The sequence below is a fragment of the Streptomyces sp. BoleA5 genome (assembly GCF_000373665.1).
GTDB lineage: Bacteria > Actinomycetota > Actinomycetes > Streptomycetales > Streptomycetaceae > Actinacidiphila.
Genome location: NZ_KB892135.1, coordinates 269,212 through 292,135 on the forward strand (window position 1 = coordinate 269,212; position 22,924 = coordinate 292,135).

The 22,924-nt window shown below is 73.5% G+C and carries 20 protein-coding genes; 4 read left to right on the plus strand and 16 right to left on the minus strand.

The features are described from left to right. Nucleotide 1 precedes the first annotated feature (1 nt). Entirely contained in the window at nucleotides 2-826 is an 825-nt protein-coding gene (locus B085_RS0134895) for a PaaX family transcriptional regulator C-terminal domain-containing protein (protein WP_018563246.1), read from the plus strand. 82 nt (nucleotides 827-908) lie between these two features. Beyond that, the gene (locus B085_RS0134900) at nucleotides 909-1,490 is read left to right on the plus strand and encodes a Uma2 family endonuclease (RefSeq protein WP_018563247.1); all 582 of its coding nucleotides are present in this window, start codon (nucleotides 909-911) and stop codon (nucleotides 1,488-1,490) included. A gap of 12 nt (nucleotides 1,491-1,502) precedes the next feature. On the opposite strand, the gene B085_RS0134905 is transcribed toward B085_RS0134900, so the two are convergent. The 11 genes from B085_RS0134905 to B085_RS0134955 all read right to left on the minus strand — a co-directional run bounded on the left by B085_RS0134905 (nucleotide 1,503) and on the right by B085_RS0134955 (nucleotide 15,455). Continuing rightward, complete coding sequence (locus tag B085_RS0134905) at nucleotides 1,503-3,770, minus strand: bifunctional salicylyl-CoA 5-hydroxylase/oxidoreductase (protein ID WP_018563248.1); 2,268 nt, start codon at nucleotides 3,768-3,770, stop codon at nucleotides 1,503-1,505. A gap of 2 nt (nucleotides 3,771-3,772) precedes the next feature. Then, nucleotides 3,773-4,600, minus strand: a complete 828-nt coding sequence (locus B085_RS0134910; RefSeq protein WP_018563249.1) for an enoyl-CoA hydratase family protein — start codon at nucleotides 4,598-4,600, stop codon at nucleotides 3,773-3,775. Between the two features lie 98 nt (nucleotides 4,601-4,698). Further along, nucleotides 4,699-5,703 carry an ornithine carbamoyltransferase gene (gene argF / locus B085_RS0134915; RefSeq protein WP_018563250.1) on the minus strand — a complete coding sequence of 335 codons (1,005 nt, stop codon included), beginning with the start codon at nucleotides 5,701-5,703 and terminating at the stop codon, nucleotides 4,699-4,701. A 121-nt stretch (nucleotides 5,704-5,824) separates the two neighbouring features. After that, nucleotides 5,825-7,048 carry an arginine deiminase gene (locus tag B085_RS0134920; RefSeq protein WP_018563251.1) on the minus strand — a complete coding sequence of 408 codons (1,224 nt, stop codon included), beginning with the start codon at nucleotides 7,046-7,048 and terminating at the stop codon, nucleotides 5,825-5,827. 75 nt (nucleotides 7,049-7,123) lie between these two features. Then, the gene (locus B085_RS0134925) at nucleotides 7,124-9,670 is read right to left on the minus strand and encodes a polynucleotide kinase-phosphatase (RefSeq protein WP_018563252.1); all 2,547 of its coding nucleotides are present in this window, start codon (nucleotides 9,668-9,670) and stop codon (nucleotides 7,124-7,126) included. Beyond that, nucleotides 9,667-11,178: a 3' terminal RNA ribose 2'-O-methyltransferase Hen1 gene (locus B085_RS0134930; protein ID WP_018563253.1), complete on the minus strand. Its 1,512-nt coding sequence runs from the start codon at nucleotides 11,176-11,178 to the stop codon at nucleotides 9,667-9,669. The genes B085_RS0134925 and B085_RS0134930 overlap by 4 nt, the downstream gene beginning before the upstream one ends. Then, nucleotides 11,169-12,131 (minus strand): homocysteine S-methyltransferase, encoded by a 963-nt coding sequence (gene mmuM / locus B085_RS0134935; protein WP_018563254.1) that lies wholly within the window; start codon nucleotides 12,129-12,131, stop codon nucleotides 11,169-11,171. Before mmuM ends, B085_RS0134930 begins: the two co-directional genes overlap by 10 nt. A gap of 30 nt (nucleotides 12,132-12,161) precedes the next feature. Next, nucleotides 12,162-13,085 (minus strand): LLM class F420-dependent oxidoreductase, encoded by a 924-nt coding sequence (locus B085_RS0134940; protein WP_018563255.1) that lies wholly within the window; start codon nucleotides 13,083-13,085, stop codon nucleotides 12,162-12,164. Between the two features lie 118 nt (nucleotides 13,086-13,203). Next, entirely contained in the window at nucleotides 13,204-13,659 is a 456-nt protein-coding gene (locus tag B085_RS0134945; protein WP_018563256.1) for a DUF6099 family protein, read from the minus strand. A 199-nt stretch (nucleotides 13,660-13,858) separates the two neighbouring features. Continuing rightward, nucleotides 13,859-14,191 (minus strand): nucleotide pyrophosphohydrolase, encoded by a 333-nt coding sequence (locus B085_RS0134950; protein ID WP_018563257.1) that lies wholly within the window; start codon nucleotides 14,189-14,191, stop codon nucleotides 13,859-13,861. 10 nt (nucleotides 14,192-14,201) lie between these two features. Then, on the minus strand, nucleotides 14,202-15,455 hold the full coding sequence (locus B085_RS0134955; RefSeq protein ID WP_018563258.1) for an AAA family ATPase: 1,254 nt from the start codon (nucleotides 15,453-15,455) through the stop codon (nucleotides 14,202-14,204). Nucleotides 15,456-15,557: 102 nt separating this feature from the next. Here B085_RS0134955 and B085_RS0134960 point away from each other — a divergent pair, with 102 nt between their 5' ends. After that, nucleotides 15,558-16,100, plus strand: a complete 543-nt coding sequence (locus tag B085_RS0134960; RefSeq protein ID WP_018563259.1) for a DUF1697 domain-containing protein — start codon at nucleotides 15,558-15,560, stop codon at nucleotides 16,098-16,100. A 75-nt stretch (nucleotides 16,101-16,175) separates the two neighbouring features. Here B085_RS0134960 and B085_RS0134965 read toward each other — a convergent pair whose 3' ends face one another. Continuing rightward, the gene (locus tag B085_RS0134965; RefSeq protein ID WP_018563260.1) at nucleotides 16,176-17,171 is read right to left on the minus strand and encodes an alpha/beta hydrolase family esterase; all 996 of its coding nucleotides are present in this window, start codon (nucleotides 17,169-17,171) and stop codon (nucleotides 16,176-16,178) included. Between the two features lie 208 nt (nucleotides 17,172-17,379). Beyond that, nucleotides 17,380-18,393, minus strand: coding sequence for an alcohol dehydrogenase (locus tag B085_RS0134970; RefSeq protein ID WP_026251762.1), 1,014 nt, complete (start codon nucleotides 18,391-18,393; stop codon nucleotides 17,380-17,382). 146 nt (nucleotides 18,394-18,539) lie between these two features. Between B085_RS0134970 and B085_RS0134975 the strand changes: the two genes are divergently transcribed. Continuing rightward, nucleotides 18,540-18,932 (plus strand): PPOX class F420-dependent oxidoreductase, encoded by a 393-nt coding sequence (locus B085_RS0134975; protein ID WP_018563262.1) that lies wholly within the window; start codon nucleotides 18,540-18,542, stop codon nucleotides 18,930-18,932. A 48-nt stretch (nucleotides 18,933-18,980) separates the two neighbouring features. On the opposite strand, the gene B085_RS0134980 is transcribed toward B085_RS0134975, so the two are convergent. The 3 genes from B085_RS0134980 to B085_RS0134990 form a co-directional block, all read right to left on the minus strand. Then, nucleotides 18,981-20,654 (minus strand): acyl-CoA dehydrogenase family protein, encoded by a 1,674-nt coding sequence (locus B085_RS0134980; RefSeq protein ID WP_018563263.1) that lies wholly within the window; start codon nucleotides 20,652-20,654, stop codon nucleotides 18,981-18,983. Between the two features lie 30 nt (nucleotides 20,655-20,684). Next, the gene (locus B085_RS0134985; protein WP_018563264.1) at nucleotides 20,685-21,302 is read right to left on the minus strand and encodes a TetR/AcrR family transcriptional regulator; all 618 of its coding nucleotides are present in this window, start codon (nucleotides 21,300-21,302) and stop codon (nucleotides 20,685-20,687) included. A 116-nt stretch (nucleotides 21,303-21,418) separates the two neighbouring features. After that, entirely contained in the window at nucleotides 21,419-22,912 is a 1,494-nt protein-coding gene (locus tag B085_RS0134990; protein WP_018563265.1) for an IMP dehydrogenase, read from the minus strand. Between the last annotated feature and the right edge of the window lie 12 nt (nucleotides 22,913-22,924).

Below are 22,924 nucleotides of genomic sequence, written 5' to 3' on the forward strand. Positions count from 1 at the left end.
CGTGACCGAGCACACCCCCAGTTCACTGATCCTGACCTTCTTCGGCGCCTACGGCCGGGCCGACGGCTGGGACGGGCGGATACCCGTCGCCGGGCTGATCCGGCTGATGGGCGCGGTCGACGTGGACCCCCAGTCGGTGCGCTCGGCGGTCTCCCGGCTCAAGCGCCGCGGCCTGCTGGAACCGGACCGGGTCGGCGGCGCCGCGGGCTACGCCCTGTCCGAGGACGCCCGGCAGCTGCTCGCCGACGGCGACCGGCGCATCTACGGTCACCCGGCCGGCGGAACGGGCGGCCCGGACTGGGTGCTCGCGGTCTTCTCCGTCCCGGAGAGCGAGCGCCACAAGCGCCACCTGCTCCGCTCCCGTCTGGCCCGCCTGGGCTTCGGCACCGCCGCGCCGGGCGTGTGGATCGCACCCGCCCGCCTCCACGAGGAGGCCCTGCACACCCTGCGCCGGCTCGGCCTGGACAGCTACGTCGACCTCTTCACCGGCACCCACCTCGGCTTCGAGCCGACGGCCGCGGCCGTGCGCCGCTGGTGGGACCTCGACGCCGTCGCCAAGCGCCACCACGCCTTCCTGGACTCCCACGAACCCGTGCTGCGCGCCTGGGCCGCCCGGGAGGCGACCCCGCCGCAGGAGGCCTTCGCCGACTACCTGCGGGCCCTCGACTCCTGGCGCCGCCTCCCCTACGCCGACCCGGGTCTGCCGCCCGCCCTGCTGCCGCCCGACTGGCCCGGCGGCCGCGCCGCGGCGGTCTTCGAGGGCCTGCACAGCCGCCTGCGCGACGCGGGCGCGCAGTTCGCGCGGGCCGCCGACCCCGCGGCGTGACGGGCCTCCCCGGGTGGTCGTTGGAAGGATGTACGCCCACGCCACCCGGCGGGGCATAACCTGACCACGTCGGAGCGGAACCATGACGATCGAGGAGGTACGCGAGATGGCACTGCCCGCGACCGAACGCTCGGGCTCCGGCGGCGACGCCGTGCTCGCCGCCTTCCTCGACCTCACGGTGCCCGAGGGGTACCGCGCCGAGCTGATCGAGGGGGAGATCGTCGTGACCCCGCCGCCCGACGGAGACCACGAGGACATTCTCGGCCGCTTCGTCCGCCAGATGATCCGCAAGTCCCCCGCCGAGTTCTACACGTCCGGCGCCAAGGGGCTCATCACTCCGGCCGGCCGCTTGATCCCGGACCTGACGGTGGGCCCGGAAGGCGTGTTCGCGGGCAAGGACTCGTGGTTCGTCCCGGACGGGGTGGTCATGACCGTCGAGGTGACGTCGAGCCGCCCTGACAAGGACCGCGGCCCGAAGCGACGCGGCTACGCGGCCGCCGGCATCCCCTTCTACCTGCTGGTGGACCGCACCGAAGGCACCGTCACTCTGTACGGCGAGCCGGACGCCGAGGACTACCGGCAGGACGTCCGGGTGCTGTTCGGCAAGGAGCTCGACCTCCCCGAGCCGTTCTCGTTCGCCCTCGACACCTCCGCCTTCCGCTGAGGCGGCCGCCCCTCACACGTCCAGCGTGAGCCGGGGGCGGGGGGCGTCCGTGCGGCCCGTGGGCGGGCGGCGGCTGCCGGCCTGGTACGGGAGGGGCCAGGGGGCGCCGGGGCCGGAGTAGCCCTGTTCGGCGGCGGCGTGGAGCGTCCAGTTGGGGTCGTAGAGGTGGGGGCGGGCGAGCGCGCACAGGTCGGCGCGGCCGGCGAGGATCAGGGAGTTGACGTCGTCCCAGGAGGAGATGGCGCCGACCGCGATGACGGGCAGGCCGAGTTCGTTGCGGATCCGGTCGGCGTAGGGGGTCTGGTAGGAGCGGCCGTAGTCGGGCGCCTCGTCGGGGACGACCTGGCCGGTGGAGACGTCGATGGCGTCGGCGCCGTGCGCGGCGAAGGCCCGGGCGATCTCCAGCGCGTCGTCGGCGGTCGTGCCGCCCTCGGCCCAGTCGGTGGCCGAGATGCGGACGGTCATCGGGCGGTCGTCGGGCCACACCTCGCGGACGGCGTCGAAGACCTCCAGCGGGAAGCGCAGCCGTCCGGCCAGGTCGCGGCCGTAGGCGTCGGTGCGCCGGTTGGTGAGCGGCGAGAGGAAGGACGAGAGCAGGTAGCCGTGGGCGCAGTGCAGCTCCAGCAGGTCGAACCCGGCGCGAGCGCCGCGTACGGCGGAGGCGGCGAACTGCTCGCGGATCGCGGCCAGTCCGGCGTCGTCCAGAGCGTGCGGGACCTGGCTGACGTGCGGGTGGTACGGCAGCGGGGAGGGGGCCGCGAGCGGCCAGTTGCCCTCGGGGAGCGGCTGGTCGATGCCCTCCCACATCAGCCGGGTGGAGCCCTTGCGGCCGCTGTGGCCGAGCTGGAGGCCGATCGCGGAGCCGGGCCGGGCGTGCACGAAGTCGGTGACGCGGCGCCAGGCGGCCTCCTGCCCGTCGTTCCACAGGCCCGCGCAGCCCGGGGTGATCCGGCCCTCGGGGCTGACGCAGACCATCTCGGTCATGACCAGGCCCGCGCCGCCGAGGGCGCGGGCGCCGAGGTGGACGAGATGGAAGTCGCCGGGGGTGCCGTCGGTGGCGGAGTACATGTCCATCGGCGAGACGACGACCCGGTTGCGCAGGGTCAGCCCGCGCAGGGTGAAGGGGGTGAACATCGGCGGGGTGTCCGGCCCGGTGCCGAACTCCCGCTCCACCGAGGCGGTGAAGTCCGCGTCGCGCAGCCGCAGGTTGTCGTGGGTGACCCGGCGGCTGCGGGTGAGCAGGTTGAAGGCGAACTGCCGGGGCGGCTGGGCGGCGTACTGCTCCAGGTGCTCGAACCACTCCAGGCTGGCCCGCGCGGCGCGCTGCGTGCTGGCGACCACCGGCTTGCGCTCGGCCTCGTAGGCGGCGAGCGCCTCGGGGACGCCGGGCTGCTCGTGCAGGCAGGCGGCGAGAGCGAGAGCGTCCTCCATGGCGAGCTTGGTGCCCGAGCCGATGGAGAAGTGCGCGGTGTGGGCGGCGTCGCCGAGCAGCACGATGTTCCCGTGCCGCCAGCGTTCGTTGACGACGGTGGTGAAGGCGATCCAGCGGGAGCGGTTGCCGCGCAGGCTGTGGCCGTGCAGGGCATCGGCGAAGATCTTCTCGCAGCGGGCGATCGACTCGGCCTCGTCCAGCCGGTCCAGTCCGGCGCGCCGCCAGACGTCCTCGTGCATCTCCACGATGAAGGTGCTGACGCCGGGTCGGTACGGGTAGCCGTGGGCCTGCATCACACCGTGCTCGGTCTCGGCGATCTCGAAACGGAAGGCGTCCAGGGCGAGGTCGGTGGCGAGCCAGATGTAGCGGCAGCGGTGTCCGGTGAGGGTGGGCCGGAAGACGGCGGCGTGGGTGGCGCGGGTGGCGCTGCCCGCGCCGTCGGCGGCGACGACGAGGTCGTGGTCGCGGGCCAGCCGCTCGGCGGCCGGGGCGGCTTCGCGGGTGCGGACGGTCACGCCGAGGTCGCGGCAGCGGTCGTGGAGGATCGCCAGCAGCGTGCGCCGGTCCACCGCCGCGAAGCCGTGGCCGCCGGAGGTGACGGCGCGCCCGCGGTGGTGCACGTCGATGTCGTCCCAGCGGGTGAACTCCCTTTGCAGGGCGCGGAAGACGACCGGGTCGGCGTGCTCGATGCCGCCGAGCGTCTCGTCGGAGAGCACGACACCGAAGCCGAAGGTGTCCTCGGGCGCGCCGCGCTCCCAGACGGTGATGTCGCGTTCGGAGTCGAGGCGTTTGAGCAGTGCGGCCGCGTAGAGTCCGCCGGGGCCGCCGCCGATGATGGCCACCCGCATGGTTACCGGCCCTTCCAGTTGGGGGTGCGCCTGCCGGTGAACGCGGCGTGGAACTCGGCGTAGTCCTCGCTGGTCATCAGGAGCGCCTGGGTCGCGGCGTCCATCTCGACCGCGGCGGCGAGCGGCATGTCGAGCTCCGCGGTGAGCAGCGCCTTGGTCTGCGCGTACGCCAGCGCCGGGCCTGTGGCCAGGCGTTTGGCGAGGGCGGCGGCGCTGGCGTCCGCCTGGCCGTCGTCGACCAGTTCGCTGACGAGGCCGATGCGGTCGGCCTCCGCGGCGGGCAGGGTGTCGCCGAGCATCAGCAGCCGGGTGGCGTGGCCGAGTCCGACGATGCGCGGCAGCAGGTAGGCGGCGCCCATGTCGGCGCCCGCGAGGCCGACCTTGGTGAAGAGGAAGGCGAAGCGGGCGGAGCGCTCGACGATCCGGAAGTCGCTGGCGAGGGCGATGACCGAGCCGGCTCCTGCCGCGACGCCGTGGACGGCCGCGACGACGGGGAAGGGGGCCTCGCGGATGGCGCGGACGACCTGTCCGGTCATGCGGGTGAAGTCGAGCAGTTGTCCGGCGCCCATGGCGAGGGTGGCGCCGATGATCTCGTCGACGTCCCCGCCGGAGCAGAAGCCCCGGCCGGCCCCGGCGAGGACCAGCACACGGGTGTCGCCGTGGTGCGGCAGTTCGGTGAGCAGGTCGCGCAGGTCGGCGTAGGCGCCGAAGGTGAGCGCGTTGAGCTTGTCGGGGCGGTCGAGGGTGACGGTGACGACACCGTCGGCGCGCTCGACCCGCAGGTGCCGCCACTCCTCGGTACGGCCTGCGGAGCCTCGGTAGGGGCTCATGGGGACGTCCTCCTTCACGGGGGAGGCAGGCTTGCCACCACCGCGAAGTTATCACCCCTTCGTGACCGCCGTCACGAGCGCGCGATAGACGCGGCGCCTCACGCGCCTCCCAGCGTGGCGACGAGGACGGCCTTGATGGTGTGCATCCGGTTCTCGGCCTGGTCGAAGACGATGGAATGCGCCGACTCGAAGACCTCGTCGGTGACCTCCAGAGAGGTCAGCCCGTGCCGCGCGTGGATCTCCCGGGCCAGGGCCGTGCCGAGGTCGTGGAACGCGGGCAGGCAGTGCATGAACTTCGCGTCGGGACGGCCGGTCGCCCGCAGCACGTCCATGGTCACGGCGTACGGCTTCAGCAGCGCGATGCGCTCGTCCCAGGCCTCGGCGGGCTCGCCCATCGACACCCAGACGTCGGTGTGGACGAACTCCGCGCCGGCGACGCCCTCGGCGACGTCGGCGGTCAGGGTGACCCGGGCGCCCGTGGCCTCCGCGAGGCGCCGGGCCTCGGCGACGACCGACTCGTCCGGCCACAGCCGCTCCGGGGCGACGACGCGTACGTCCATGCCGAGGAGGGCGCCGGTGACCAGCAGCGAGTTGCCCATGTTGGAGCGGGCGTCGCCGAGGTAGGCGTAGGCGGTCTCCGCCAGCGGGGAACGGGAGTGCTCCGCCATGGTGAGCACGTCGGCGAGCATCTGGGTCGGGTGCCACTGGTCGGTGAGGCCGTTCCACACCGGCACCCCGGCGTGGGCGGCCAGTTCCTCGACGACCTCCTGGCCCGTGCCGCGGTACTCGATGCCGTCGAACATCCGGCCGAGCACCCGGGCGGTGTCCTTCACCGACTCCTTGTGGCCGAGCTGGGAGCCGGCCGGGTCCAGGTAGGTCGTGGAGGCGCCCTGGTCGGCCGCGGCGACCTCGAAGGCGCAGCGGGTGCGGGTGGAGGTCTTGGCGAAGATCAGGGCGATGTTCCGGCCCGTGAGCCGCCGGACCTCGGCGCCCGCCTTCTTGGCCTTCTTCAGCTCGGCGGCCAGCTCGACCAGCCCGCGGAACTCCTCGGGGGCGAAGTCCAGTTCCTTGAGGAAGTGGCGGCCCGTGAGGTCGATGGCCATGGGGGCTCCTAGGTCGGGGTCGGCCGGGTGCCGAACATGAGTGCGCCGGGACCGTGGAAGTCTATACGAGTACTCGCATCCTTATACAGCCCCAGCGGCCCGGGCCACGGAATGCCGCCCGTCAGACCGGGTCCCGCTCGATGGGGCAGCTCATGCAGCGCGGACCGCCGCGGCCGCGACCGAGTTCGCTCCCGGGGATCTCTATGACCTCGATGCCGCGCTTGCGCAGGAAGGTGTTGGTGGTGACGTTGCGCTCGTAGGCCAGGACGACGCCCGGCTCCAGGGCGAGCACGTTGCACCCGTCGTCCCACTGCTCGCGCTCGGCGGAGTGGACGTCCTGGGTCGCGGTGAGCACCCGGATGTCGTCCAGGCCCAGGGCCGCCGCGATCGCCCGGTGCATGTGCTCCGGCGGGTGGTCGGTGACCTTGAGGTCGCGCTCCCCGGCGCCGGGCTCGATGGTGTACGAGCGCAGCATGCCCAGGCCCGCGTACTTGGTGAAGGTGTCGCCGTCGACCATGGTCATCACGGTGTCCAGGTGCATGAAGGCGCGGCGCTTGGGCATGTCCAGGGCCACGATCGTGGTGGCCGACCCCGCGTTGAACAGCCGCTGGGCCAGCATCTCCACGGCCTGCGAGGTGGTGCGCTCGCTCATGCCGATGAGGACCGCGCCGTTGCCGATCACCAGGACGTCGCCGCCCTCGATCGTGGACGGGTAGGCCGCCTGGCCCTCCGACCACACGTGGAAGGAGCCGCCCGCGAAGAGCGGGTGGTGGCGGTAGATCGCCTCGTAGTGGATCGTCTCGTGCCAGCGGGCCGGCCAGCGCATCGCGTTGATGCTGACCCCGTCGTAGACCCAGGCCGAGGTGTCCCGGGTGAAGATGTGGTTGGGCAGCGGGTCGAGCAGGAAGTCGTCCAGGTCCATCACATGGAAGCGGACCGAGGTCGGCTCGGCGAAACGGGCCAGGAACTCCCGCTTGGTCATACCGCCGACCAGGGCCTCGGTCAGCTCGGCCGCGGACAGCTCGTCGAAGGCGGCGCGCAGGTGGTCGGTGACCACCGGGCCGTACTCCTTCTCGTCGAAGACCCGGTCCAGCACCATGCTCCGGGCCTGGGGCAGGTTCAGCGTCTCCCGCAAGAGGTCACCGAAGAGGTGCACGGCCACGCCCTGGTCGCGCAGCACGTCGGCGAAGCCGTCGTGCTCGGCGCGGGCCCGGCGCACCCACAGGACGTCGTCGAAGAGCAGGGCGTCCTTGTTCGACGGCGTGAGCCTTTTCAGCTCCAGGTCGGGGCGGTGGAGGATGACACGGTGCAGCCGCCCTGCCTCGGAGTCCACATGGAATGCCATGGAGCTAGACATTCCCACTTGGCAAGGGTTTACCGCCAGGGAGGGGCGGGCACCCGGGTGCCCGCCCCCCGTCCGTCACAGCCGGGGGTCCACGGGCTCGGACTCCAGGGCCAGGAGGGCGAAGACCGCCTCGTGCACGCGCCACAGGGGCTCGCCCGCGGCCAGCCGGTCCAGCGCCTCCAGGCCCAGCGCGTACTCGCGCAGCGCGAGGGAGCGCTTGTGGCCCAGGGCCCGGGAGCGGAGCCTGACCAGCTGGTCGGGCCGGGTGTACTCCGGACCGTAGATGATCCGCAGGTACTCCCGGCCGCGGCACTTGACGCCGGGCTGGACCAGGCGGTTGCCGTCCTCGGTGCGCACCAGGGCCTGGAGCGGCTTGACGACCATGCCCTCGCCGCCGGCCTCGGTCAGCTCCAGCCACCACCGCGTACCGGCGGCCACCGACTCCTCGTCGCCGGTGTCGACCAGCAGCCTGCGGGTCTCCTGCAGGAGCCCCGTCGGGTCGTTCGCGACCAGGCGGTCGATGAGCGCCAACTGGCCGTCGTGCGGGAGCGCGGCGAGACTGCGGCCCTGGACGGCCAGGATCTGGAAGGGCGCCAGCCGCACCCCGTCCAGGCCCTCGGTCGTCCAGCAGTAGCGCCGGTACGCCTCGGTGAAGGCGGCCGCGTCGGCGGACCGGCCGCGCTGCCGCTCCAGCAGGCCCGCCACGTCGGTGCCCCGCGCGGCGGCGGACTCCAGGGCGGCGAGCGCGCCCGGGAAGACCGCGCCGGAGGCGGCGCCCACGGCGGCGTACTGCTTGCGCAGCAGACCGGAGGCCTTCAGGGACCAGGGCATCAGCTCGGCGTCGAGCAGCAGCCAGTCCGTGCCGAGCTCGTCCCAGAGCCCGGCGGCGCTGACGGAGGCCCGCAGCCGGTCCAGGACCTGCTCGGTGACGGCCGGGTCGTCGAAGAACGGACGGCCCGTGCGGGTGTGCAGGGAGCCCGTCACGCCGCCGGTCACCCCGAAGCGCTCGCCGGCCGTCTCCGCGTCGCGGCACACCAGCGCCACGGCACGGGAACCCATGTGCTTCTCCTCGCAGAGCACCTGGCCGACGCCGTCCGCCCGGTAGGCGGCGAACGCCTCCTGCGGGTGCTCCAGATAGCCCTCCAACTGCGACGTCGCGCACGGCGACATCGTCGGCGGCAGGTACATCAGCAGCCGCGGGTCGACCGCGAAGCGGCTCATGACCTCCAGCGCGGCGGCCGCGTTCTCCTCGCGGACGGCCACCCGGCCGTGGTGCGCGGTCTCCACGACACGGCGGCCGGTGACGTCGGCGAGGTCCAGCGGCCGCCCGTCCTGCCCCCCGGGCGCCTCGCTCGCCAGAGGCTTCGCCGGCTCGTACCAGACCCGCTCGGCGGGGACGTCGACGATCTCGCGCTCGGGCCAGCGCAGGGCCGTCATCCGCCCGCCGAAGACCGCGCCGGTGTCCAGGCAGATCGTGTTGTTGATCCACGACGTGGTCGGCACGGGTGTGTGGCCGTAGACGACGGCGGCGCGGCCGCGGTAGTCCTCGGCCCACGGGTAGCGCACGGGCAGGCCGAACTCGTCGGTCTCGCCCGTGGTGTCGCCGTACAGGGCGTGCGAGCGGACCCGGCCGGACGTGCGGCCGTGGTACTTCTCGGGCAGGCCTGCGTGGCAGACGACCAGCTTGCCGCCGTCGAGCACGTAGTGGCTGACGAGTCCGTCGATGAACTCGCGCACCTGCTCCCGGAAGGCGGGGTCCCGCTGGTCCTCCTTCTCCAGCTGCTCGATGGTCTCGGCGAGGCCGTGGGTGTGCTGGACCTGCTTGCCCCTCAGCCAGCGGCCCAGCTTGTTCTCGTGGTTGCCGGGAACGCACAGGGCGTCGCCCGCGGCAACCATGCCCATGACACGGCGCAGCACGCCGGGGCTGTCGGGGCCGCGGTCGACGAGGTCTCCGACGAAGACCGCCGTGCGGCCCTCGGGGTGGACGCCGTCGACGTAGCCCAGCTTGCCGAGCAGGGTCTCCAGCTCGGAGCTGCAGCCGTGGATGTCGCCGATGATGTCGAACGGTCCGGTGAGCTCGCGCTTGTCGTTGTAACGGCGCTCCAGCACGATCTCGGCCGCCTCGACCTCCTCGGTGCCGCGCAGGATGTGCACCTTGCGGAAGCCCTCGCGCTCCAGCTGCCGCAGGGAGCGGCGCAGCTCGCGCTGCTGGCGCTGCACGACGTGCCGGGGCAGGTGGGCGCGGTCGGGACGGGAGGCGTTCCGCTCGACGCAGACCTGCTCGGGAACGTCGAGGACGATCGCGATGGGCAGCACGTCGTGCTCGCGGGCGAGCCGGACGAGCTGGCGGCGGCTCTCCTGCTGGACGCTGGTGGCGTCGATGACGGTGAGCCGGCCGGCGGCCAGCCGCTTGGCCGCGATGTAGTGCAGCACGTCGAAGGCGTCGCCGCTGGCGCCCTGGTCGTTCTCGTCGTCGCTGACCAGACCGCGGCAGAAGTCCGAGGAGATCACCTCGGTGGGCTTGAAGTGGCGCCGGGCGAACGTCGACTTGCCGGAGCCGGTGGTGCCGATCAGGACCACGAGGGACAGATCGGTCACCGGGAGGGTGCGCTTGCCGGTCATACGGGGGTGACCTCCTTCGTGGTCGTGCTGGTCGTGCTGGTCGTGCTGGTCGTGGTGTTCGTGCTGGTCGTGGCGGTCAGGGTGAAGACGGCCATCTGGGTGGGCGGGCCGACCTCGGGGTCGTCGGGGCCGACGGGGACGAAGCGCACGCCGTAGCCGTGCCGGCCGGCGACCTGCTCCGCCCACGAGCGGAACTCCTCGCGCGTCCATTCGAAGCGGTGGTCCGCGTGCCGGACGTGCCCGGCGGGCAGCGTCTCCCAGCGCACGTTGTACTCGACGTTCGGCGTGGTCACGAGCACCGTCGCGGGGCGTGCCGAGCCGAAGACGGCGTACTCGAGGGCGGGCAGCCGGGGCAGGTCGAGGTGCTCGACGACCTCGCTGAGCACCGCGGCGTCGTAGCCCTTGAGCCGGGCGTCGGTGTACGTCAGGGAGCCCTGCACCAGCCGGACGCGGGAGGACTGCCGCTCGCCCATGCGGTCGAGCCGCAGCCGCCGCGCGGCCTCGCCCAGGGCCCGGGACGACACGTCGACGCCGAGGACCTCGGTGAAGCGGACGTCCTTCAGCAGCGCGCCGACCAGCTGGCCCTGGCCGCAGCCGAGGTCGAGTACGCGGTTCGCCCCGGCGTCGCGCAGCTCCGCCAGGATCGCCTCGCGGCGCTGCACCGCCAGCGGCAGCGGCTTGTCCTCGGTGTCCACCTCCTCGTCGACGGCGTTGTCCAGCTCCTCGGCCTCGCTGTCGTCCGCCTCGGCGAGCCGGGCCAGTTCCAGCCGCTCCATGGCCTGCCGGGTCAGGGACCAGCGGCGGGAAAGGTACCGGCTGGTGATCAGCCGCTGCTCCGGGTGTTCGGCGAGCCATCCGTCGCCCATGCGCAGCAGTTTGTCGACCTCGTCGGGCGACACCCAGTAGTGCTTGGCGTCGTCCAGGACCGGGAGCAGCACATACAGGTGCCTGAGGGCCGCGGACAGCCGCATCTCGCCCTCCAGGACCAGCCCCACGTAGCGCGACTCGCCCCACGCGGGGAACATCTCGTCCAGCGCGACCGGTTCGGCCTCGACGGTCCAGCCCAGCGGCTCGAAGAGCCGGCGCACCAGGGCGGCGCCGCCGCGCGCGGGCACGGCGGGGATCTCGATCCGCAGCGGCAGGGGCTGCGCGGCCCGCTCGGGGCGGGCGTCGCAGACGCCCCTCAGGGCGCTGGCGAACACCGTGCGGAGGGCGACCGCGAGCAGCGACGAGGCGGCGTAGGGCCGGTCGTTGACGTACTGGCCGAGCGCGGAGTCCGGGACCCCGCCCCGGCCCTTGCCCTTGCCGCGCCGGACCAGCGCCACCGGATCGACCTCCAGCAGCAGCGCGGCGGTGCACCGTTGCTCGGACGCCACGGGGTAGAAGACGTGGGCGTCGCCGTAGGAGGTCGAGAAGACCTGGGCCTTCTCCGGATGCTTGTGCAGCAGGAAGCCGAGGTCCGTGGCCGGCATGCCGCCGCTGCCGGTGGTCGTTATCGTCAGGAACACCGCCTGAGTATCGCCTGTCCACCCCCGTCCTCAACAGCGGTTTTCCCCGGCTGGACGGCGAGCGCGCGGGCGAGGGCGGATATCTGCGCGGGCCCGACCCGGCAGCATCCGCCGATGAGCCGGGCACCGGCCCGCTGCCAGACGGCGGCAAGGGCCGGGTCGAAGGCCCGGGCCCCGGTCCAGTCGCGGGCCCGTCCGTCCCAGGTCTCACCGCTGTTGGGGTAGACGACCACGGGCCGGTCCACGGTCGCCGCCGCCGTCTGCACAGCGCGGGTGGCGTCCGCGGGGTCGCAGCAGTTGACGCCGACGGCGATCACCGCGTCCGTGTCCGCCGCGATCCGGAAGGCCTCCTCCAGGGGCTGCCCGGCCCGGGTCGCCCCGCCCGCGACGGTGTAGCTGAGCCAGACCGGCAGGCCGAGGCCCTCGGCGACCCTCAGCAGCGCCTCCGCCTCGTCGGTGTCCGGCACGGTCTCCAGCGCCAGGACGTCCGGGCCGGCCTCGGCCAGCGTCTCCATCCTGGGCCGGTGGAAACGCTCCAGTTCCGCGACGCTCAGCCCGTAGCGGCCCCGGTACTCGCTGCCGTCCGCGAGCATCGCGCCGTACGGTCCCACGGAGGCCGCCACCCACACGTCGTCGCGGTCGCGGGCGGCGGCGCGGGCGAGGGCGACGCTGCGCCGCAGCAGGGCACCCGCCTCCTCCCGCCCGATGCCGCGTGCGGCAAAGCCCTCGTACGTGGCCTGGTAACCCGAGGTGATGAGCACCCGCGCGCCCGCCCGCACATAGGCCCTGTGCGCCGCCTCGATCTGCTCCGGCGCGTCGGCGAGCAGGCGGGCGGACCACAGCGCGCCGTCCAGGTCGCAGCCCTGGTCGGCGAGCTGGTTGGACAGCCCGCCGTCGAGGGCGACGGGGCCCTCGGCGAGGGCGTGCGCCAGGGGCCGGGTCGGTGCGGACATCGCGGGTGCTCCTCACGTGGTGCGCGGGGCTCAGCCGAGCTGCGACTGGACCCCGGAGGCGATCAGTTCCAGGTGCCCGAGGTCGCTCAGGTCCAGGATCTGCAGGTAGAAGCGGGTGGCGCCGAGCTCGGCGTAGCGGCCGATCTTGTCGACGACCTCGGCGGGGGAACCGGCGAGGCCGTTGGCCTTGAGCTCGTCGACCTCACGGCCGATGGCCGCGGCCCTGCGGGCGACCTCGGCGTCGTCCTTTCCGACGCACACGACGAGGGCGTTGGAGTAGACGATCTCGTCCTTGCCCCGGCCCTGCTCCTCGGCGGCCTCCCGCACGCGGGCGAACTGCGAGGCGGTGTCCTCCAGCGAGCCGAACGGCAGGTTGAACTCGTCCGCGTAGCGGGCGGCGAGCCGCGGGGTGCGCCGGGCACCGTGTCCGCCGATGAGGACGGGGACCTTCGCCTGGGCGGGCTTGGGCAGAGCGGGGGAGTTCTCCACCGTGTAGTGCGTGCCCTTGAAGTCGAAGGTCTCGCCGAGCGGGGTCTCCCAGAGGCCGGTGACGATGGCGAGCTGCTCCTCCAGCCTGGCGAACTTCTCCTTCGGGAACGGGATGCCGTATGCGGCGTGCTCGTCCGCGTACCATCCCGCGCCCAGGCCCAGCTCGACGCGGCCGCCCGACATCTGGTCCACCTGCGCGACCTGGATGGCGAGCACACCGGGCAGCCGGAAGGTGGCGGCGGTCATCAGGGTGCCGAGCCGGATCCGCTTGGTCTCACGGGCGAGGCCGGCCAGGGTGATCCACGCGTCGCTCGGCCCCGGCAGGCCGTCCGCGTCGCCCATCCTGAGGTAGTGGTCGGAGCGGAAGAAGGCGTCGAACCCGAGCTCCTCGGTCGCCTTGGCGACGGAGAGCAGGGTGTCGTACGAGGCCCCTTGCTGGGGCTCGGTGAAGATTCGAAGATCCATGACTCCATCCTGCACCTCTTCGCCCGGAATCGATCGGCGACCTGTCGTGTGTGGCACCCACCCGGACCGGAGAAGACTGCAGTCCGCCAACTTGGCTTCTGATGTGCGGACTTGATGCTCATGCGCCCTCCCGCTGCCGTGCCTCGACCGCGCGCAGGAGCACACCCACCCGGTCCTTGGACTCGTCGGCGGCGTCGACCGCCTCGATGCACTGCCAGTACTCCGTCTCGCTCTCGGCGGTGCAGGCCACCGCGACCAGGGCCATACCCAGCTCCGACAGCAGTTCGCGCAGCTCGCGCAAGGTCCCGGCGGGTTCGCGCACATCGGTGAGCAGGGACGCGCGCAACGCGAGGGCCGCCACCCCGGGCGGCCCCGTGGCACCGCACGCCCGGCCGCCCGCCTCACAGACGGAGAATCCGGGAGTGCGCAGCTCGGGGGCCCCGTGGAGCGCGAGGTGGCTGCCGATGGCCTCCGTCAGCGCCTGGACCTGCCAGGCCTCCGCCATCAGCTCACGCTCGGTTCCGCCGCTCCTCAGCGCCTCCCGCGTGGCCCGGATCAGCCGTACCGCGTCCATCACGACGCACCTCCCCCGTCTCCGCCCCGTCGGTCCGTTCCTCACTCAGAGTGACGGATCATGACGCGATGGGGAAGTGGCCGGTTCCCGCCTGTGGACAACCCGCTCCCCCGCCCGAGTGAGCGGCACGCGTGTACCCCGGCGCGACCGGCCCGCGGAGCGCGGCCCACCGGCCGGCGCGCCGCCGGCCCGCCGGGCCTCAGTCCCCGGCCCCCGGCAGCGGGAAGCGCAGCTCGTTGCGGTCGATCTTGGCGGACAGCGCCTCCAGCACGTCCACTCCGAGCACCTCGCAGAACTGCAGCAGATACGCGAGCACGTCCGCCACCTCGTCCCGTACCCGGTGCGCGCTGTCGGGGTCCTCCATGACCCCCGCCGCCTGCTCGGGCGTGAGCCACTGGAAGATCTCCAGAAGCTCGGAGGCCTCGACGCTCAGGGCCACGGCCAGGTTCTTCGGCGTGTGGTACGGCTCCCAGCGCCGGGCGGCCGCGAATGCGGCCAGCCTGCGCTGCAGCGCGTGCAGATCCTCGGTCACACCCGCAGGTCTACCCCATCGCCGCCGCGGCGTGCTGCGGCGTGGCCTGCCCGGCCGGCGCCTCCGGGGCCGCCCCCTGCACCGGCACCCGCTCCCGGTCCGCCGGCGCGCCCCCGAGGCGCAGCAGGGTCGTCCCCTCCGCCCCCTCGGCCACGCAAGGGTCGTGGACCGTGCCGAGCAGCCTGATGTGACCGCGTTCGGCGACCTGCGCGGCCAGCGCCAGCAACTGCCGCGACTGCGCCCGGTCCACACCGGCGTCCAGGCCGTCCGCCAGCACGGTGAGGACCTGCACGGCGTCCGGCACCTCGCCGCTGGTGTCCACCTCCAGCACGCCCGGCCCGGTCAGCAGCACCAGCGCCAGCGCGAGGAAGCGCAACTCCCCGTCACCGAGCCGGTCCACCGGCACGAGCCCCAGGGGGCCCCGGTCGACAGCCGCCACCACCGACTCCGCGTACGCCCCCGTGCCGGGTTCCCCGGCGGGGACCACCGTCAGCCCCTCGACGGGCGGGCTGCACACCGCCCGCAGCGCACCGACCAGCGCGGCGTGCCGCGTACGGCACTCGCCCTGGGTGCGGCGCAGCACCGCCGAGAGGTTGTCGCAGCCGCCGCGGAGCAGGCCGTCGGCCACCCGCGCGGGCTCACGCATCATGTGCGGCCGGGGGTCGACGGGGAACACCCCGCGCAGCGCGAGCACCGTCTGCTCCGCGGCGGCGAGCACCAGCCGCTGCCCCTCGGTCGTGCCCGCGACGCGCAGCGGCAGCAGGGAGGTGGCCAGCCGGTCGTCGGGCAGCGGGGCCCGGGTCACCGGGACCAGCCCCGCGGTGTGCCAGGCCGCCTGGACCGTACGCCGCCCCGGATCGCGCAGCGCGGTGGCGAGCAGGGTCTCGCCCGCTCCGGTCAACCGCTCGCCGACGATGCGCAGTTCGGGTTCGGTCTGCACGGCGACGTCGAGTGCGACGGGGCCGACCGCGCCGTCCACCGTGCACCCGATGCGGAAGCCGCGCCGGCCCTCGGCGTCCGGCTTGGCCGCGTGGGGCACACAGGCCGCCACTCCCCCGCGCACGCCGTCGAACGCCATGGCCAGCTCCTCGCCGGCGGCGAGCCGCCCGAGCAGGCCGAGCCCCTCCAGGACACTGGACTTGCCGGTGCCGCTCGCCCCCGCCAGCACGGTGAGCGGCCCGAGCGGGAAACTCGCGCCGCGATGCGACTTGAAGGCGGAGAGCCGCAGTTCGGTGACGACCGGACGGTCACGCTTCGTGCTCATGGACGCGAACGTAGCGGCGGCACCCGGTGGCGAACCGTTCCGCCGGGCCGCCGGTCCTCCGAAAGTGGGTAAGCCCGGCGAGGCGGCGGTTAATGTGGCGGGGTGACCGGATACGTGGCCCTCTTGCGCGGGATCAACGTCGGGCCGACGACCAGGCTTCCGATGCAGGACCTGCGACGACTGCTGGAGGAGATCGGCGGCACCTCCGTGCGCACCCATCTGCAGAGCGGCAACGCCCTGTTCGAGCACGAGCGGGCCGACCCTGCAGAGCTGGCGGACGCGCTGGAGGCGGCGGTCGCCGCCGCGTTCGACGGGCGGAGGGTGCCGTGCGTCGTCCGCGAGGCCGCCGGGCTGGCCGGGGTCGTCGAACGCAACCCGTTCGACATGACGGGCGTCGACCCCGCGCGCTTCCTGGTCACCTTCCTGTCGGGGCCCGTCGAAGCGGACCGGCTCGCCGGGCTGGACCCGGCCGGCTTCGCGCCCGACGAGTTCCGCCCCGGCGAGCGCGAGATCTACGTGCACTGCCCGAACGGGGTGCAGAAGACCCGGCTCTCCCACGCGCTGTGGGAGAAGCGCCTGGGACTGACGGCCACGGCCCGCAACTGGAACACCGTGACCCGCCTGGCGGCGATGGCCGCGGGGTGACGGGGCGGGGCCGGCGCGCGCCCCGTCATCCCTGCCCCGGGCGTCCCCGTGCCGCCCGGCGTCGCCCCCTCCCGCTCAGCCCAGGCCCCAGCCCGTCCCGAGCCGGTACGCCGCGCAGAGGTTGACGTCGAGCATGTACGCGGCGGCCGTGCCGCACTGGGCCGCCCCGCTGCCCGGGTCGACGGGCTGGCCGTGGCCCATGCCCGTGAGGCTGTAGGTCTCGACGACAGCGGCGCCGGAGGCGTCCTTGTACGTCCGGTGCGGGAAACCCGCGACCGTGTCGGAGGCGTCGGCGGTCTGGTCGGTGCCGTGGACGGCCGTCCACTGCCGCACGAGGTCGTCCATGTTGACGGGCTTGACCGTGTAGTCGGCGGTGCCCTGGAAGACCGTCAGCCGGGGCCACGGGCCCGTGTGCCCGGGGAAGGCGGCGCGGACCCGGTCGCCCCACTGCGCGGGCGTCTGCGTCGCGCCGACGTACATGCACACGTACGGTGAACCCGCCGCCTGCGCGCAGCCGTACGGCAGCCCGGCGACCACGCCGCCGGCGGCGTACACGTCGGGGTAGGCCGCCATCATCACCGCCGTCATGGCGCCGCCCGCGGAGAGCCCGGTGACGTACACCCGTGAGGGATCGGCACCGCTGTCGGCGATCTGGCGGGCGGTCATCTGCCGGATGGAGGCGGCTTCGCCCTGGCCCCGCGCGATGTCGCCGGTCTGGAACCAGTTGAAGCACTGGCTGAGGTTGTTGGCCGAGGTCTGCCCGGGCAGCACCACGGAGAAGCCCCAGCGGTCCGCCAGCGCGGTCCAGCCGCTCTGGGCGCCGTATCCCTGGGCGTTCTGGGTGCAACCGTGGAGGGCGACGACGACCGGCCGGCCCTGGGGCAGCCCGGTGGGGACGTAGCGGTACATCCGCAGCGCGCCGGGGTTGCTGCCGAAGCCGGTCACCTCCTCGATCGCCCCGGCGGCGTGGGCGGGCCGGACGGGCACCAGCGCGGCGAGGAGGGCGACGAGGACGGCGAGCAGGGCGGCGCGCGGGCGGCCCCTGTGCAGTGCGGCTCTGAGTAAGGTCATGCGCCGGACGGTAGGAGCGGTGCGACGCCCGCGACATGGCCCGGGGCACCACAACGCGGACGCCGCGCGTGGTGCCCCGGACCGCTCGGGCGCACCGGTACCCCGGGCAGCGCCGGCGGCTCGCCGCGGCCCTCCCGGCAGGGCCTGACGCGTGCTCCGGCGGGCCGGGGGCGAGCGGATCGTCCCCGGCGGGAGCCACCCTCGCGGTTCAGGGGACGAGGACCATGCGGAAGCGCGCGGCGCCGGACATCATGCGGGCGAACGCCTCGTTGACCTCCTCCAGCGGCACCGTCTCGGTCATCGGGCGGATCCCCGCGAGCGCGCTGAACTCCATCGTGTGCTCGATGTCGCGCGAGGTGCCGGACGGATGGCCGACGACCGACCGCGAGGACAGGATGAGCTGCGCCGGGGTGATCGGCAGCGGCTCCGGGTCGATGCCGATGACGATCAGCTCCCCGCCGGGCCGCAGACCGTCGACACCGGCCGCCATGGCCTTCGAGTTGGCGGCGGTGGCGAGCACGGCGGTGGCCCCGCCGAGGGCCTGCAGTTCCTTGGCGGGGTCACCGGCCGAGCTGTCGATGTAGTGGTGCGCGCCCAGTTCCACGGCCAGGGCCCGCTTGTCCTCGCCGCGCGCGACGGCGACCGTCTCGAAGCCGGACTTGGCGGCGTACTGCACGGCCAGGTGCCCGAGACCGCCGACGCCGATCACGGCGACGAGGTCCCCGGGCCGGGCGGAGCTCTTCTTGAAGGCGTTGTACGTGGTCACGCCGGCGCAGCCGAGCGGCGCGGCGTCGACCGCGTCGAGCGTGTCGGGGATCCGGGCCAGCGCGTTGACCGGGGCGACCATGTGGGTGGCGTAGCCGCCCTCGTACGCCCAGCCGGGCACCCGCAGGTTCCGGCAGTCGATGAAGTGGCCCTCTCGGCAGGGCGTGCAGTGCCCGCAGTGACCGCCGAACCAGCCGACCTCCACGCGGTCGCCCACCGTCCAGTACCGCACGCCCTCACCCAGCGCGTCGATGCGCCCGGCGACCTCGTGACCGGCGACCAGGGGGAAGGTGAGGTGGGGGAAGGCGTTGTGCACGAAGCCGGCGTCGCTGTGGCAGACGCCCGACGCCTCGACCGTGATCCGGACGTGGCCGGGCCCGGGCTCCGGGAGCTCGCGCTCGACGATTTCGAATGGTCCGCCCGGTTCGGTGACCTGGGCCACCCGCATGGAGTTCATTGCCCGTCCGCTGTGTGTGGGATTGCGGCGCGTAGCGCCCTTCCCACCCATCGTGACCCCGGTGCCGTCTTTTCTCGCGCCGAGCACCGGTCGCCGGGCCGCCCGACATGGGGCGCAGGCTGCGCCCAGCCGACCGAGGGACGATCATGGGACTGCCCGCCGACCTGCTCGACCTCCTGCACCGCCCGAGCCTGTGCTTCCTGGCGACCACCATGCCGGACGGCTCGCCGCAGCTGACCCAGACGTGGGTCGACACCGACGGCGAGCACGTGCTCGTCAACAGCGTGCGCGGCCATGTGAAGACGCGGAACATCGCGCGGGATCCGCGGGTGGCCGTCGCCGTCTCCGATCCGGACGACCCGTCCCGCTACTTCCAGGTGCGCGGGCGCGTCCGCGAGGTGACGACGGAGGGCGCGGAGGACCACATCGAGAAGCTCTCGCACAAGTACACCGGCGGGCCGTACCCCTGGTACGGCGGCCGCGACCAGGTGCGTGTGCTGTTCTTGATCGAGGCCGAGAGCGTCAGCGGCACGGCGTGACCCGAGCGGGTCCGCGGCTGCCGTGGGCGGCCGCGGACCCCGGCCCGTTCAGCCCGTGGCGCCGGGCACGCGCCCGATGACCGCGGCCAGGTCCGTCCCGGCGGGCAGGGTGCCGAAGGCCAGGCCCCGGTCGCCGGCCAGACGGGAGGCGCAGAAGGCGTCCGCGACCGGTGCCGGTGCGTGGCGCACGAGCAGCGAGCCCTGCAGCACGAGCGCCAGGCGCTCGACCAGTCGGCGCGCCCGCAGCGGGGCGTCCTCGGTGAGCACCAGTTCGCCGCGCACCCGGCGCCAGGCCTCGTCGAGGCGGGCGTCGCCGCCCGCGGCGGCCTCGACCTCGGCGCGGAAGGCCTCCAGGGAGTCCGGCTCACGGGTGAGGGCACGCAGCACGTCCAGGGCGTTGACGTTGCCGGAGCCCTCCCAGATGCCGTTCAGCGGCGCCTCGCGGTAGAGCCGGGGCATGCCGGACGCCTCGTCGTAGCCGTTGCCGCCCAGGCACTCCAGCGCCTCCGCGACCGCCGCGGGCTGCCGCTTGCACACCCAGTACTTGCCGACCGCGGTGGCCAGCCGCAGGAACGCCTGCTCCTGCGCGTCCCCGCGCCGGGCCCGGTCGACGGCCCCGGCGACGCGCAGCGCGAGGGTGGTGGCGGCCTCGGACTCCAGGGCGAGGTCGGCGATGACGTTGCGCATCAGCGGCTGGTCGATCAGCCGCGCCCCGAACACCGAGCGGTGCCGTACGTGGTGGGCGGCCTGGGCGAGCGCGGCACGGGTGCCGGAGGCGGAGCCGAGGATGCAGTCCAGCCGGGTCATGGTGACCATCTCGATGATGGTCCGTACGCCCTGGCCCTCGGGACCGACCAGCCAGGCCACGGTGTCGTCGAACTCCGGCTCGCTGCTGGCGTTGCTGCGATTGCCGAGCTTGTCCTTCAGCCGCTGGATGCGGAAGGTGTTGCGGCTGCCGTCCGGCAGCACCCGGGGCACCAGGAAGCAGGACAGCCCCGCGGGGGCCTGTGCCAGCACGAGGAACAGGTCGTTCATGGGCGCGCTGGTGAACCACTTGTGCCCGCGCAGCCGCCAGGTGCCGTCCGGCTGCCCGGTGGCGGTGGTGGTGTTGGCCCGCACATCGGTGCCGCCCTGCTTCTCGGTCATCCCCATGCCGGCCAGGAGCCCGCGCTTGCCTGCGGGGGCGCGCAGTCCGGGGTCGTAGACGCGGCTGGTGAGCAGCGGCTCGTACACGGCCGCCAGGTCGGGTGCGGCGCGCAGCGCCGGCACGACGGCATAGGTCATGGACACCGGGCAGCCGTGGCCGGCCTCGGCGGTGCTCCAGACCATGAAGCCGGCCGCCCGCGCCACGTGCGCACCGGGCCGCTCGTCGGCCCAGGGCGCTCCGGCGAGGCCCTCGGCGAGGGCGACCTCCATGAGCGCGTGGTAGGAGGGGTGGAAGTCCACCTCGTCCACGCGGTTGCCGTACCGGTCGTGGGTGCGCAGCACCGGCTCGTACCGGTTGGCCTCCTCGGCCCAGCGCTGCACCTGTTGCGATCCGGCGAGCCGGCCGAGGCGGTGCAGGTCGTCGGCGTACCACCCGGCCCCCTCGCGGCGCACGCCCTCCAGCAGCACGACGTCGTCGGCGACGTCGTGGCCGACCAGCGGCGGGGCCTGGTTGGTCACCTCGTGCGTGCGCGCGGCGGGGTTGCTGCGCGGCGCGGCATCTGCGATCGCGGTCATGGCAGTCAGGCCCTTCGTGGTCGTGGGGAGTCAGACGGCTGGCGCGGCTCCCGCGCAGCGCAGGGACATCGCCACCAGTTCGGAGACGAGGTGCTCGGCGGCCGCGCCCCCGGCGGGGACGGACAGCGGGTCCACCAGGACCTCGCCGATGGCCCCGGTCAGCGCCGCCGCGGTGACCTCGGGGTCCTGGGCGGGCAGCAACCCGGCGGCGATCCCCTCGCGGACCACCTCGGCGAACACGGCGCGGTAGCGGCGCCGGAATTCCAGCCGCTCCGCGCCCACGGCCGGTTCCGCGGGCGCCGCGAGCAGGGCGTGGGCCAGCCCCCGGTTCTCCATGGCGCGGCGGGCGAAGACGGTGACCCCCTGGGTCAGCCGCCGCACCGGGTCGCCGCTGCCGTCGCGCAGCACCTCGCCGAGCACCCCGACCTCCCGTCCCGAGGCCCGCCGGAACACCTCGACCGCGAGCGCGCCCTTGGAGGGGAAGTGCTGGTACACCGTGCCCACGGACATGCCGGCCGCGGCCGCCACCGCGGTGACGGACGCGTTCGCCCAGCCCACCTCGGCGACGACGGCCGTGGCGGCCGCCACCAGTTGCTCCCTGGCGGCGGCGAGGCGGTCCTGCACCGCGGGCGTCTTCCGGTAGGCCACGGCAACAAGTGAAGCACCGTTCAGACCTTCATGCCAGTGCCCCGAACGCCGCCGGGGCAGACGCCCGGACCACCGGCGGGCGGTGCCGGAGCGGGCCGCGGCCCGCTCCGGCCGGATCACTCCCCGGAGTCGACGGCGGGGCGGCGAAGCTGCACCTCGGCGCCGGTCTGCTTGAAGGACTCGGCGGACACCGGAACGAGCACCGCGTCGCGGTGGAAGTCCCGGAGGTTCGTCGAGCCGCAGCTGATCATCGTCGAGGTGATCTTGGCCCGGGTGCGCTCCACGTTGTCGTACAGGCTGCCGGCGTAGGGCACGTAGCCGTCGACGCCCTCTTCGAAGACCATCCGGCCGCGCTGCCCGTACCGGGCCTCGTTCTGCGCGCGCCGGGAGCCCTCGCCCCAGTACTCCTTGTACCACTGGCCGCCGATCTGGAGCTTCCGCGAGGGGCTCTCGTCGAGCCGGGCGAAGTAGCGGCCGAGCATGATGAAGTCGGCGCCCATCGCCAGCGCCATCGCCATGTGCGAGTCGCTCAGCAGACCTCCGTCGCAGCACAGCGGCACGTACACCCCGGTCTCCAGGGCGTAGGCATCGCGCGCCTGGACGACGTCGAGCAGCGCCGAGGCCTGCCCGCGGCCGATGCCCTTCTGCTCCCGGGTGGTGCAGATGGCCCCGCCGCCGATCCCGACCTTCACGAACGCCGCGCCCGCGTCGGCCAGGTAGCGGAAGGCGCGGCCGTCGACGACGTTCCCCGCACCGACGGAGACCTCCTCGCCGTACGCCTCCCGGGCGAATTCGAGGGTCTTCGCCTGGTACACGGAATAGCCGTCGGAGGAGTCCAGGCACAACACGTCCGCACCGGCTTCCACCAGGGCGGGAATGCGGTCCTTGAAGTCACGGGAGTTGATGCCGGCGCCCACCCGCAGACGCTTCTCGGCGTCCACGCTCGCGCGGTGGTAGGTCTTGTGGGCCTGGTAGTCGCTCTTGAGGACCAGGGAGACGACCCGGCCGCCGTCGACCACCGGCAGGACGTCCAGGTGGTGCTGCCAGATCAGCTCGTTCGCCTCGGACAGCGAGACCGAGGCAGGCGCGGTCACCAGTCCGTTCCGGCCCCGCATCCGGTTGCCCGCGGGCTCGAAGGCTCCGTGACGCTCCAGGTGGAAGTCGTCGAGGCCGATGATCCCCGCGAACTCGCCGTCCGCCTCCCCGTTCTCCGTCACCACGGCGACGCCCTGCTCGGTGTCCGCCAGCAGCCGGGCGACCTCTCCGAGGGGCGTCTGCGGCGCGACCGTGACGTCGCCGGTCCGGAAGCCGGCCTTGTGCCGCTTCACGGCCAGCACGTCCGCGGCCTGGTCCTCGATCTGCTGGTTCTGGTGGATGAACGACAGTCCGCCGACCTGTGCCAGCGCCACCGCCAGCCCCGGTGACGACACCGCCTGCATGATGGCGCTCACCATGGGGGTGGCGACCCGGATCCCCGGCTCCTCGCCGACCCGGTGACGCACCAGGGGCGCCCCGAGGTCCACGTTGTCCGGAGTGCAGTCTTCCGTGGTCAGGCCCGGGATGAGGAGGTACTCGCTGAGCGTGCGGGAAATCTCGGGGAGGATCTTCACGTCGTCTCCAGA

Excerpts from the sequence above, each read along its gene's own strand:
- B085_RS0134900 (WP_018563247.1), top strand. The coding sequence starts at position 909 with ATGACGATCGAGGAGGTACGCGAGATGGCACTGCCCGCGACCGAACGC.
- B085_RS0134905 (WP_018563248.1), bottom strand. The coding sequence starts at position 3,770 with ATGCGGGTGGCCATCATCGGCGGCGGCCCCGGCGGACTCTACGCGGCC.
- B085_RS0134910 (WP_018563249.1), bottom strand. The coding sequence starts at position 4,600 with ATGAGCCCCTACCGAGGCTCCGCAGGCCGTACCGAGGAGTGGCGGCAC.
- argF (WP_018563250.1), bottom strand. The coding sequence starts at position 5,703 with ATGGCCATCGACCTCACGGGCCGCCACTTCCTCAAGGAACTGGACTTC.
- B085_RS0134920 (WP_018563251.1), bottom strand. The coding sequence starts at position 7,048 with ATGGCATTCCATGTGGACTCCGAGGCAGGGCGGCTGCACCGTGTCATC.
- B085_RS0134925 (WP_018563252.1), bottom strand. The coding sequence starts at position 9,670 with ATGACCGGCAAGCGCACCCTCCCGGTGACCGATCTGTCCCTCGTGGTC.
- mmuM (WP_018563254.1), bottom strand. The coding sequence starts at position 12,131 with ATGTCCGCACCGACCCGGCCCCTGGCGCACGCCCTCGCCGAGGGCCCC.
- B085_RS0134940 (WP_018563255.1), bottom strand. The coding sequence starts at position 13,085 with ATGGATCTTCGAATCTTCACCGAGCCCCAGCAAGGGGCCTCGTACGAC.
- B085_RS0134945 (WP_018563256.1), bottom strand. The coding sequence starts at position 13,659 with ATGGACGCGGTACGGCTGATCCGGGCCACGCGGGAGGCGCTGAGGAGC.
- B085_RS0134955 (WP_018563258.1), bottom strand. The coding sequence starts at position 15,455 with ATGAGCACGAAGCGTGACCGTCCGGTCGTCACCGAACTGCGGCTCTCC.
- B085_RS0134965 (WP_018563260.1), bottom strand. The coding sequence starts at position 17,171 with ATGACCTTACTCAGAGCCGCACTGCACAGGGGCCGCCCGCGCGCCGCC.
- B085_RS0134970 (WP_026251762.1), bottom strand. The coding sequence starts at position 18,393 with ATGAACTCCATGCGGGTGGCCCAGGTCACCGAACCGGGCGGACCATTC.
- B085_RS0134975 (WP_018563262.1), top strand. The coding sequence starts at position 18,540 with ATGGGACTGCCCGCCGACCTGCTCGACCTCCTGCACCGCCCGAGCCTG.
- B085_RS0134980 (WP_018563263.1), bottom strand. The coding sequence starts at position 20,654 with ATGACCGCGATCGCAGATGCCGCGCCGCGCAGCAACCCCGCCGCGCGC.